The organism is Oligoflexus sp. (assembly GCF_035712445.1).
GTDB lineage: Bacteria > Bdellovibrionota_B > Oligoflexia > Oligoflexales > Oligoflexaceae > Oligoflexus.
In genome coordinates, this window is sequence record NZ_DASTAT010000026.1 from 1 (window position 1) to 11,248 (window position 11,248).

The window sequence follows — 11,248 nt, forward strand, 5'->3', positions numbered from 1 at the left end:
CCACCAGAAACCCAAAGCCATTCTGCTCACAGGCTTGAAACACAGCATTATTGCAGTAACCCGAATCCGCTCGCAAAAGAGGCCGGCGGCGAACCGCTTGTCGTGGGAGGTGGCGAGCCACCTCACTGATCACAAAGGGAGTATCATCGGCGGTGAACGCATTGCCTTCACGCACATTCAGGTAGTGGAGGAAACCTTTCTGATCAAACACTTCAATGGAATCCAGGCCCCACTCTTTTTTGTAGTTGTAGGCAAGACCCTCCATCTTCACGCCATGCTGCTCGTGACCCGTCGAATCAATATCCAATTCAAACGTTCTGACGATCGGCTGCGGATATGAAATTCCCCTGCCAGACGGCAGAGCTCCTGATTCAAACGCTGCAATTGAAATCCGGAAAATTTGCGCAGATAATCGCCATATGTTGTCGAGCCGACCAGGGAGCCATTGACCTCGCGAAACATGGGGTCCGTACGAAGATTGTCCATATCCTCCAGACATTCCGCTCCGCTCAAAAAGCCCAGCAAAAGAGCACGAAATTTATCAAATCCTGAGGCGCCGGAGGCTATCCGCTGGCGAGGCAGAGCCTCGCCAACACGCTCATGGAGCCGGCTGCCCACAAGCAGCTCGTTGAACAAAAGCAAACCACCGAGTGACGACAAATTCCGGTCCTGAAAAACCACGCGATCCATCATGTCAGCATCCTGCCTGAAGCAGCCCCTTCCGTGGGGCATGCTGCTGAACGATTTACGCTCCTTTGGCCTGACTGTAAATCCGGCAAATTGAAGAATTTTACCCGAGGGTGAAACGGGATCTACGCTTGTACCATAATACAGACCTGGATTTCGTCATGACGACAGGGAAGAGTTTCGGGGATCCAGGATGATATATCATCCTTTATATAACATAAAGGATGATCCTTCATCCCTAGGATAGGCGAAGAACTTGCTTCCAGAAGAAAAAGTCTCAAAATGCAAGGCATCCCTTTGTAAAAAAAGCAAAACCGTACCAACCAAGTTCCAAGAGTCGAGCGTTGCCACTGAAGGGAGCTAAGGGACATTGAGTACGCCCAGCCTCTAGGCAATCCAAACCACATAACTTATTCGAACCAGGCCTTGTGAATGCAGCAGACTGACCCGACAAAGCTCACAAAATACAAAAATAACTTGCCGCAGATGCAAATCCCGCCGAGCCAGGCGAGCCCATTCCAGGCCACTCAGCACCAATCTTCAGCTACAACTCGCATTTTGACCCCGGCCCGAGCGGGCGGAGCAGCAGGCATTCCCAGCAGATCTGTCCAGCATCCCTCACGCAGCGGTAAATCGTGGTATGGTCGACTTCAAGCCCACTTTCCGCGGCCATCTCCTCCAAATCGCGATACCTCAGCTTGTAGCTTAGATGCCAGCGGACGATAAACATAGAGGCAGGCGACTCGTAAAACTATGAAGGTTCTCCCTCCCACTCGTTTATATTCCATGCTTTTATGGATTGTTCCCTGCAGCCTATTTTTGTAGAAGAGACACATCGGCAAAGGTCCAATATTTACCGGGAGGTTCTCATGGCAAAGGCAGGAAGTGTTATGCGTTTGTCCGGTATGATGGCTCTGTTCCTGATGCCGGTCATGGCTCAGGGGGGAGAGCAGGACGCCTGTCTTCAGATGCAAAAGAAAATGGATAGCATGATGGAGATGATGAAGTCTCATCATGAGATGATGGCCAACCAGTGGGTAGTGGCTGGTGACACGATCTATACCCTGATTCAAGGGCGTCTGCAGAAGTTGAGCCCCAGCCTTCAAACCAGCCGGGACGTTGCTCTGGATGAGCTGGTTCCCACTCCGGATAGTGGAATGGCTGCAGCTGGCCTGATGCCTGATTTGAAAGTATCGGACGGTGCAGTTTTTGTGGTCTGGCATGGGTATCTTCTGAAATTTGATGCGGATCTTTCCTTACTGGCAAAAACGAAGCTTTAAGAGAGGCTGGCTTGAAGGCTGGGGATCGACGCAGGGCAGGCGCATGATAGGGATGCACTGGGTTAAAGGAGCCATTCGATGGGAAGCCAGGACATGATCTTAAGACCCAAACGCAGCCAAAATCCAGTTCCAGGTTCTTCATCAAGTCTGACTTCACGGCCGTCTCGTAGTCCGATCCAATAGAGCCCTCCATCATCGGCAAGTCGGACTTCGTAGGCCTGATGATCGATTCTGCGATCGAAAACCGATTGAATATCCCTGGCAAGATTGGGGCTGTCTATCACAAAGCCGAGTTCTGTGTTCAGATCAGCCGATCTCGGATCAAAATTGAACGACCCAATAAAAATCCGATTCACGTCAATCCCCATTGTCTTGGCGTGTAAACTTGTCTGCGAGCTTCCCCTCCCTATTCCCTCCGTTTGGATGCGTGGCGTCGCGTTTCTGAACTCGTATAGCTCGACATTCAATTGCAGGAGTGGTTTTCGGTATTTTGCATAACCGGCATGAACAACGGCCACATCAGTAGCCTCGAGGGCATTCGTTAAGACTCTTATCTTAACTCCCTGGGCCGCAAGCGCGGCGAAGGCGTCCACGCCATCATCCGTCGGCACAAAGTAAGGCGAGACGATATCCATCCGCTGTTCCACCGGGCCCATCGCATCCCTTAAGCGCTGCAGAAGCATGGATTTCGGTGGTGCTTTGCCTAAACCCTTGGCAGGATCATCACTCACCATATACGTGCCGGCCCATTCCAGATTGAGCTGCCCGTTCTTCAGCTCCTGCACAAAGGTTGAACTGCGCACGGTATCCAGGTAATCCTGCGCCTCGGCGCTTCTCCTTATATTCCCTGCAGTCGCTGCGATATCAGCTTGAGGCTGCTCATCGTCCAGGATCAGGTTCGCGGGATAGGCCGATTGACTCGCCCAGTAACGATCAAAATCCTTGGATACATCTTTCACTATGGGCCCCACCGCGAGAACATCGAGATCAACAAAGAGCATATCTGTAGTGACGCCAAAGTACTCATCACCCACATTACGCCCACCGATGATGGTGGCTTGATTGTCGGCGGTAAAAGACTTGTTGTGCATGCGCCGATTCAAGCGCCGAAAATCCGTAACATAGCCCATCCACCTTGGACCTCGGATCAGGAAAGGATTAAAGAGGCGAACTTCAATATTGGGGTGAGCATCGAGGACCTTAAGAAGGGGATCCATTCCGGAAGTATTATTGTCATCGAGGAGCAGACGCACGCGAACGCCGCGATCGGCAGCGGCCTGAATGCTCTCCAAGAGCAGGATTCCCGTCGTGTCCTGATGCCAGATGTAATACTGAATATCAAGGCTCCGCTCCGCAGCTTGAGCCAAAAGTATGCGGGCCGCGAAAGCCTGCCTTGCCTGGCGTAAGGAATAGATTCCTGATTTCCCCTCATGACGGGCTGATAGAGGAACAATCGTTTGGCCCATGGCTGTGGAATCCGTATCACGAAATGCAGTCGAAACTGAACGCTGATCCAGAGAAGGAAGCGTCCGGCATCCCACAAGGCAGAAGAAGATGGAAAGGCGGTTGCAGAATTTCAACACATTCAAAACCCCCTTGAGACACTGGATAACAAGGGGATAATAGTCAACACTCAAGCTTACTCAGTATGGGTTCGACGTGGGTAGGACTATGCTGATCAGCTGAGTTTGCTCCGCAATCTATCACTGCCGACGCCGATGCTGGACTTGAGGCTGCTCGCGAGTTGATGACACAAAACCCAAGTTTCGATAAAGGAGAGCATTATTCAGACTCAAAAGACCGTCTTCGTTTCTCCACACCAACGCATATTGATCGAGGTGCATACTTTGCGATTCGTCATTTAAGTCGCGAACATAATAATGAGTGTTGGCCAGGCTCAAACCAAGACGACCAAATCGGACCAAGCTGAGGGCAAGAATTTCGGTGGCAATGATACCCTGTTCCTGCTGGCTGTAAAGCAAATTTAACTTTAAGAAAGAATCATCGGCAGGACGCATCTCGTCTGCCAGGACGTTAGGAGTTTGGAGAATGAACAGGGTGGATAGAACGATCATCGACTTGTCACCTCGGGGAATGGTCGCAGGGAAGGGTTGCGGCTTAAGACCCAGATGCCATGAATTCATCGATGTGAGGAATCTTATAAAGGTGCCTATGTAAATTATTGTCTATTTCATCTTGATGACGGATTTTACTACGAATGCCTCGAGCAGGACCCTGGATCGCAATACGCGCCACCTCATGGAGGCAAAGCGGGATTGCATGGAGTTGTCGACAGGGAAAGTCGGAGAGGGAGATGGCCGTATATTCTCTTGCCATCTGAAATTGACTTCTGAATTTGGTTTAGAATCGTTCAACCGGTTCGATAGGTGACCATTTTCGAAAGGTTCCCATGGTCGCTTTGAAAGGCGGCTTGAAGAAAACAAGCTTGTGATCCCCGAAGACCACCACACCTTCACCACGATTCACACTTGCAATTTTAACTTCCTGCGAAATGTGGCTCTTCATGTTTTTGGGACAGCTTGCTTCATAGATAAAAACCCGGGAACCTTGCTTTTGCGCTGCTTCAGCTGCTTCCATAACGACTTCATTCGTGTGGATACTGAGCAGTCGACCCTGGCTGCCCCATTCGTTCGCGAAGACCTGAGTTTTCGGAGATCGACGATGCATAACGACGATATAGAGATGCTCGCTCACGGTTTCCCAATTCAATAGAGTATGTGAAATATATTCTCTTAAGACTATTGTCGCATATTGGATTAGGCAAGTTTTGCTTGGGTATATAGACCGCTCAAAAGGCTCCGGCGAGGCCATTGCAATGACCTGCCCAGGACACACCCTGCCCTGCCTCGATCGCCGTCCTTTTCATGCTGGGCGCCCAAAGAAGAGGACACACTGATCAGAGCGGCATCGTAGGCCTATGGCTGGACTGATTGTAGAGCTCGATCGCTTCCGGCATATGCTTTTGCAAGTCCTCCATGCGACTTTTGGGATCGGGGTGCGTCGAGAGAATCTGGGGCATCCGCTCTCCTGCTTCGCTCATGCGGTTCCAAAGATTCACGGCCTCCCGTGGATCATAGCCCGCCTTCGCCATGAGCTGGAGGCCGAGCCGATCGGCTTCTTTTTCCTGCAGACGACTAAACGGCAAACTGATCCCAACCTCGGAACCAATCCCGAGAGCCGCTGCGATCAAATCCCGATAGGCGGAGTTTTGATAGGTCAGGCCTACAAGAGACAGAGCCCCCTGCTGCAGCAGTTGTTCGCTCATGCGTTCGGCCGAGTGACGAAGCAGAGCGTGAGCCACTTCATGCCCGAGCACAGCAGCAAGACCCGCATTATTTTGAGCGTAGGGCAGAAGACCTGTGTAAATGGCAACTTTGCCGCCCGGAAGGCAGAAGGCATTGGCTTGATCATCGCGCAGGAGAGAAAAGCGCCAATCATAATCCTGCTTCCCACTCACCTGTGCAATCGCCGAGCCAACCTCAACAATCTCACCGGTCTCTCGCGGGTCGTTCGACACCGGACTCTCCGCCAGAATTTCTTCGTAGGCGTCCGTGCCCATCTGGTTCATTTCTTCATCAGAAATAAGGAGCAGCTGAGGTCGTTTGGAATCTGCAGATTGACCGCAGCCAAAACAAAGAGCCGCAGCGCAAAGAATAGAAAAAGTCCGCTTCATGATGATCATCCCTCAAAAGAACCTGATTGAGTTGGCAAAAGGTCAAGCTGGCATTACTCGCCCCATCCGAACTTGAAGCAACTTTCGTGCTAGTTTCCTGTTCACCTTGCACGTAGCCCCGGCCGCTGTACCTGACAAGCAGAGGGGATCGGCGCTCGTCCACAAAGAGTCACAGGCGAAACGAGAAGATGATACTTCCTCTGCACTCAACATAGGACCAAGGCATCTTGAGGCACTGCCCTGGGCCTTTGAAGAAATCGTCCGCCGGCATCCCATGCTCCAATCCAACTTCGTCGTTCAGGACGGCATGACCGTGATGAAGACTGCGGATCGCCTCCTTGATGTCGTGGAGATCGATCTCAGCGGCGAGGCCCTTTGCTGGGTGAAGTGGAGGCTGCGCTCCTGCGCTCATCTTCGATTCAGCAGGCTGTGGCTGTGACACGGAACAGCGCGCGCGGAACCAGGGAAATCGATGCTTCTATCGTTCCCCGGAACGAAACCGCTTTCGATCTGCAGAGCGGCAAGATCGAGGGGTACGCCCCTGCCGCCTTTAAGCATCCGTAAGTTTCACAAGGGCGATACGCTCAAGACTCGCGGCCGTCGCCCGTCCTTCCCGATCGGATGCTGAAGCAGATTTTCAAAATGCGCCAGAGTATTGGAGGCGAGCCTCGTTAACATACTCAAAAACACTTGATTCAGCGTTTTCCCCGTTACTCGAACGGACTTTTCCGGCAAAGTTCAAGGGTATTTCCACGGGGCCTGCAAAGCTTGCCGAGTTTTCCGTAGACATGATTTCCCCTGAATAGAAGTATTTCGCCCTCTGGATTTTCACAGCAATCGGTCGTGCACTGTATGCAGCGGCATGCGTAAGCCAATGGCCGCTTGAAAATTTCACCGTATCCTTGGCACTAGTCAGATCCCTAAGATCAAGATCGTAGGTATAGTCATCGCTGCTCGTTAGCGATCCACCTTCGTAGGTCTTGACCCGATTCGCCACAAGATACCGGCAGTCCTCCGAAACTCTGGTTGCTCCAGATTCCGCCCGAAGAATAATCTTCCACAGAAGCCCTTGCGAAGGCTACGGCCGCTGCTTTATAGAGCGTTTCCAACTCGGCATCTTCGGCCTTTGTGCGAACGCCTTTCACCGGCACGTCCACAGTGACCTTCCTGCTGATCTCACGCCCTCCGCATCCTTATATCGAGCGACGAGGTCCACCTTGCCTGGTTTGAGAGCTGTCAAAACCCGGTCTTTGATTGCGACCACATCTGACTTGCTGTATTCAATCGTGGCCTGCGATGTCGCATCAGTGAATACGCTCCGCTTGTCGGTAAGGCTGACTTCAAGTTTCACGGGCACCGATTTTCCCTGACGAAGTTCCATGGTCCGGTTCGCGTTGTCATCGTAGTCATAAGCAACAAGGTCGCTCAAGAATCGCAGTCTTCCAGGGGCTGGCGAATCGTTGGTGTAATCCACTGTGAAAGATTTTCCAGGGAGAGGATTGTAAGCTGCTGTCACGGAACTCTTCCCAACCCCATTCGAATAGACCAGCGAAATCCATACAAGCCGGCCAGGCAGAGCACGACCCATGTCAGTCTTTGCAGAGGAGAACACAGTATCTGGTGGATGTCACGCAGTTCAAGAATGCCTTGATCCTTTCCAAGCACAAGAGTCGGAACATGGAGACCAGGTCGGAATGCAGACCGCCTGCTTTCTGAGCAGCCTTACTTGTTGTCCCATTCCTAATACGCGCTCACGAAGAGTTTTCTGAACCTCGAGCAGTTAAGAAAATTTTCTCGACTCGCGCGTGCATCTCAAAATTCCCTATGCTCCGTGAAAGTGCCGGCAGCCAAGGAAATCCGCTATTCATAGAATTGATCGCCTTTAAGGCTCAGGTATTATCTGAATAGATCAGACTTTTCTTTTCATATAAGAATCACTGCTGAACACGACAAGGAGGATATCATATGAGCTTGAATGGAATTCCCAAGAGCCTGCTTTTCACCCTTATGGGCGTCTGCTTTTCCATGACTGTAGCGACTTCCAAAGGAATGGCAGCGGATCTCAACTATGTGGAAGACAATCAGAACGCCTCTGTTCAAGATGAAAGCACCGAGTATGTGGAACGAGCCGCGATCGCTGAATCCATCGCCAAGGCCCGAGCCGAGCTCGGCGTGGCCATCTCCAAAGCGAATGCCATGGCTGTCGGCGTGGGGGGGCCGGCGATCGCACGGGCACTTTCCCAAGCGAATGTCAGCCTGGGGCAAGCGTTCGCCCTGTCATCCGCCACTGCAATTTCTCCGTCCCGAGCCGCTGCTATTGCCAAATCCCTAAGTATCGCCCAAGCTGTCCTGGGTGAAGCTTATGCGAAATCCAGCTCGCTCGCTGTCAGCACCGGGGGCCCTGCTGTCGCGGTATCCATCTCCATCGCCATGACCTTCGTGGGGACTGCTATCGCAGAGTCCGAAGCTATTGCGGTGGGCGGCTGAACCTCCCTGGAGATGGACGCTCGTGTCCATCTCCCTATCCAGAAGAAGATGCTTAGTATTAAAGGCCATACTTATGCTGAAATTAAACTTGATTTTAACTCTGTTCCTGAACCTTTTTTTCATCAGCCCTGGGGAATCGTCCCTTTATGCTTCGCAAAACCTGGTAGAGCAGTCTTGCACTCAGGTTTTGGAGCAAAGGCTTGTTGTGGTGAACGAGAATGGAAAATGCACAGCGACCTGGACATGTGACGCAAAAAACCTGTCTGTGCAGTGCGAAAACACGGAGTGCAAATGTTTCGACGGTGACCAGTACTACAACGTTTCCTCGTATCCGGGCTGTGACTCGTCGAAGTTGAGCATCTGTTTCACCAAATAGCCGAGCGGACTCTAAAACAAAGCATCCCCATCGCTTTTCGTGGTATCAATCGATGCCACGAAACGATGTTTTTTCATGCAATACCCGACAGGAGCCAGGAGAAATCCCTGAAGCCTTGCAGAACGTTGAGGCGGCGAGCTCCAGCGACCAGCCGCAGCTGCCTATAAGATTAACCTTGGATAGTCATTCCCGACATATGGAAATCCCTGTGTTGAATTGTAGCGCCGATTCTCTTATGAAAAATCATAGGCTAAACCTTCGAATGAGGAAACCATCATGCCCGATCAGAATATCCAGAATCCAAGTGAGAGCGCCCATACCTATAGCTCGCAACAAAAAGTTTTTGCCAATCTGGATCGCATCCTGAGTAACCAGGAAAAGGTCGACAAGGTTCTATCGAACCAGGCCACTATTCTAGCCAATCAAGACCGTATCTTGAGAAACCAGGAAAAGTTGGATACGATCCTGAACAATCAATCCATTATCATTTCGAATCAAGAACAGCGGATCATCGCTACGCTTGAAAAAGTTCTGGAAGCTCAGCAAAGATCATCAGTGCATTGATTGACTTTGTTCATACTTTACGCAGGCATGACAGAACACAATAAGAGAAAGAGACTCGATAGGCCTCTTTCTCTTGCTATTTTTGTGCAAGAGCCTGATTCACAGCCGACACGATTGCCGCCTTGAAACAGGCAAACTCGCGCCCGGGGCTCGGAATTTTCTGCAGCTTAAAAGGTCATAAGAAAGCTTGCCTGCCCCCCGCCCCAGGGATGGAAACCATGCCTGGTAAAAGGGAAGTCTCTGGCGATCTGATCCAGATCCCAGGTTGAAGTCAATCTCATGCGTCCATGCCGGCCCAAAGCAAAATCAGGTCCCCAGTTTAGTTTGACTTCAGTGGAATGCTCGTGTTTTTCTTCATCCACATTCACTTGATTGATTGTCAGCCCCCAATGCTGCTGATGCAGGCCTTCCCAGAAAGGTCTGCTCCAATTCCACAGCAGAGCCGCTTCATAACGCCCCATTTGATCGTCCAGAACGGATTCATCCAGGACATGCTGCTTTTGCGTCGTCTCCCCAAGAGCCCACAGTGCATACGATACCGACTCCTGGCCCAGTCTGATGCGCTGACCGAATTCCAGGGTTGAACGAATATCCTGATATCCTTGCCGCGTCGGGCGTGAAAGAGCTTCCAGAGATTCCCGTTCCCGAACCTGTGTCAGATGCACGAAGAATTCCTTGGTTTCAGCCATGTTGTATTGCCAGTAAAGATCGGTCAGCTGCCATTGATAGGCATAACGCTGATCTTTGCTGACCAGGTGCCAGTCCACAGGCTGATCCTGCTTATGCTGCAAACGCAAAGTCGAACGGCTCCAGGTCTGCAAAGCCAGCAATTCCCACGACCAGGGATGGCGCGTACGATAATTCTCGCGTTGGAGTTTTTTTTCATTATAGAACGTGTCCACGGACCAAGCGATGAGCTGCCATTGAAAACCTTCAACCGGCTGATAATCCAGCTTCACTCCAAGATCGGCAAAAGACTTTTCGGTACTGCCGTCCGCGAGAATGCCGAAACGCCAACCATTCTGCTGAGCCCCATAAGAGAGTTCCAAGGCCGAATCGCTGCGTATACTGCGTGGCTCCTCACTGCGATCCGAGGTGAAAGCCAGCTGCCAAGGGTCATCCTCCGACGTTCTCAGCTTGAGGCTCTGCTGATAGAGAAATTCCTTCTTGTTGAGGCTTCCGGCTGCCGAACGAAAACCCACGCGCGTCCCTGACCAATTCACTTCCCAGCTGGAGGGATCCCGGTAGCTGAGAATGTCATTGTAGTACTCGACACCAAGGCCAGTGACTCGATCAAGCGTGTCCGCATTATGATGGTTCCAGCGCGCCTCACCGTCCTTCGTTAACAGGACAAGCACCAGCCCTACTCCATAAATCGCAGCATTTTGCATGGCTTGACCCATCAATGAACTTGCCTTTATAAGCGGATGCAATGGAACGGCATTTACGCCATGAAAAAGTAAGTCGACCACTCAAAATAGCCCATTTTGGTCGCCAGTAAAAGCGCTATAGAATGAGACAGACGCCTCCAGGAACGCCGGGCCACTGATCAGCCATCGCCGCTGACGCCGACGCCGGAGGTTTTGTCCCCAGCGCGACTCTCTAAATGGAAGCGCGTCCTGCGCGGCAGGGCAGGCCATTCTACGCGATGTGGTGACGCTCTGCTGCAGTTTCCGCCTGTGAAGACCGCAGGCGGACTCAGTAATCCTCAGTCAGCGCGGCAATCCAAAGCGCTCAGAAACTGGACTCCCTGGTGACTTTGAAAGCGTGACTGTGCGCTTCACTTCATCGAAACGTTCACTGTTTTTCTCTTCAAGCAGGATGACATTGACCCCGAATAGTACTCCGGCGAAATCTGGGAAAACACAGGCTGCAGGGCGTGATTGCCAGCGGAAAATTGCAGGCCTTCTGAGACGACGCCCTCTGCTCATGTCGGCGATAGTCTTCGAGCATCCGCTGGAATGCCCAATGGAAAATTCGATCGGATCTCACGGCCCTGCCTTGATCCACCATGCCATGAGATTTTGCCACCTGATCGTTTGGCCGCGTCCAGGCTCAGTGTATTGGATAGTCGAATGGTTTTATTTAACAACTGCTGTGTGAAAAGTTCCAGCTCCATGAGAACTCATTGCGTTTAAAGTTGAACGAGCTTATGTATAG

11 protein-coding genes and 1 pseudogene are annotated in these 11,248 nt (G+C 51.6%); 3 read left to right on the plus strand and 9 right to left on the minus strand.

From position 1 onward, the window contains the following. The 3 genes and pseudogenes from VFO10_RS05180 to VFO10_RS05190 form a co-directional block, all read right to left on the minus strand. Nucleotides 1-265 (minus strand): transposase (locus tag VFO10_RS05180; protein WP_325138029.1); only part of this gene is annotated, 265 nt, incomplete at its 3' end. Nucleotides 266-267: 2 nt separating this feature from the next. Continuing rightward, nucleotides 268-693 carry a transposase gene (locus VFO10_RS05185; RefSeq protein ID WP_325137754.1) on the minus strand — a complete coding sequence of 142 codons (426 nt, stop codon included), beginning with the start codon at nt 691-693 and terminating at the stop codon, nt 268-270. 613 nt (nt 694-1,306) lie between these two features. Next, nucleotides 1,307-1,408: pseudogene (locus tag VFO10_RS05190) on the minus strand (IS6 family transposase); the annotation flags it as partial. Nucleotides 1,409-1,556: 148 nt separating this feature from the next. On the opposite strand from VFO10_RS05190, the gene VFO10_RS05195 reads away from it, so the two are divergent. Next, the gene (locus VFO10_RS05195; protein WP_325137756.1) at nt 1,557-1,967 is read left to right on the plus strand and encodes a hypothetical protein; all 411 of its coding nucleotides are present in this window, start codon (nt 1,557-1,559) and stop codon (nt 1,965-1,967) included. Nucleotides 1,968-2,029: 62 nt separating this feature from the next. On the opposite strand, the gene VFO10_RS05200 is transcribed toward VFO10_RS05195, so the two are convergent. The 5 genes from VFO10_RS05200 to VFO10_RS05220 all read right to left on the minus strand — a co-directional run bounded on the left by VFO10_RS05200 (nt 2,030) and on the right by VFO10_RS05220 (nt 7,177). Then, nucleotides 2,030-3,550, minus strand: a complete 1,521-nt coding sequence (locus VFO10_RS05200) for a phospholipase D family protein (protein ID WP_325137758.1) — start codon at nt 3,548-3,550, stop codon at nt 2,030-2,032. 120 nt (nt 3,551-3,670) lie between these two features. Beyond that, nucleotides 3,671-4,042, minus strand: coding sequence for a hypothetical protein (locus VFO10_RS05205; protein ID WP_325137760.1), 372 nt, complete (start codon nt 4,040-4,042; stop codon nt 3,671-3,673). 286 nt (nt 4,043-4,328) lie between these two features. Beyond that, a complete protein-coding gene (locus VFO10_RS05210) occupies nt 4,329-4,565 on the minus strand; it encodes a hypothetical protein (RefSeq protein WP_325137762.1) in 237 nt (78 codons plus the stop codon). A gap of 319 nt (nt 4,566-4,884) precedes the next feature. After that, nucleotides 4,885-5,661, minus strand: a complete 777-nt coding sequence (locus VFO10_RS05215) for a M48 family metallopeptidase (protein ID WP_325137764.1) — start codon at nt 5,659-5,661, stop codon at nt 4,885-4,887. 1,141 nt (nt 5,662-6,802) lie between these two features. Continuing rightward, entirely contained in the window at nt 6,803-7,177 is a 375-nt protein-coding gene (locus VFO10_RS05220) for a hypothetical protein (protein WP_325137766.1), read from the minus strand. 449 nt (nt 7,178-7,626) lie between these two features. On the opposite strand from VFO10_RS05220, the gene VFO10_RS05225 reads away from it, so the two are divergent. Further along, a complete protein-coding gene (locus tag VFO10_RS05225; protein ID WP_325137768.1) occupies nt 7,627-8,148 on the plus strand; it encodes a hypothetical protein in 522 nt (173 codons plus the stop codon). 652 nt (nt 8,149-8,800) lie between these two features. Further along, nucleotides 8,801-9,088, plus strand: coding sequence for a hypothetical protein (locus tag VFO10_RS05230; protein WP_325137770.1), 288 nt, complete (start codon nt 8,801-8,803; stop codon nt 9,086-9,088). Nucleotides 9,089-9,255: 167 nt separating this feature from the next. On the opposite strand, the gene VFO10_RS05235 is transcribed toward VFO10_RS05230, so the two are convergent. Beyond that, on the minus strand, nt 9,256-10,446 hold the full coding sequence (locus VFO10_RS05235) for a hypothetical protein (protein ID WP_325137772.1): 1,191 nt from the start codon (nt 10,444-10,446) through the stop codon (nt 9,256-9,258). Between the last annotated feature and the right edge of the window lie 802 nt (nt 10,447-11,248).

What these genes read in the sequence shown, in the direction of transcription:
- VFO10_RS05185 (WP_325137754.1), bottom strand. Translation starts at nt 693, where the DNA reads ATGATGGATCGCGTGGTTTTTCAGGACCGGAATTTGTCGTCACTCGGT.
- VFO10_RS05195 (WP_325137756.1), top strand. Translation starts at nt 1,557, where the DNA reads ATGGCAAAGGCAGGAAGTGTTATGCGTTTGTCCGGTATGATGGCTCTG.
- VFO10_RS05205 (WP_325137760.1), bottom strand. Translation starts at nt 4,042, where the DNA reads ATGATCGTTCTATCCACCCTGTTCATTCTCCAAACTCCTAACGTCCTG.
- VFO10_RS05210 (WP_325137762.1), bottom strand. Translation starts at nt 4,565, where the DNA reads ATGGAAGCAGCTGAAGCAGCGCAAAAGCAAGGTTCCCGGGTTTTTATC.
- VFO10_RS05215 (WP_325137764.1), bottom strand. Translation starts at nt 5,661, where the DNA reads ATGAAGCGGACTTTTTCTATTCTTTGCGCTGCGGCTCTTTGTTTTGGC.
- VFO10_RS05225 (WP_325137768.1), top strand. Translation starts at nt 7,627, where the DNA reads ATGAGCTTGAATGGAATTCCCAAGAGCCTGCTTTTCACCCTTATGGGC.
- VFO10_RS05230 (WP_325137770.1), top strand. Translation starts at nt 8,801, where the DNA reads ATGCCCGATCAGAATATCCAGAATCCAAGTGAGAGCGCCCATACCTAT.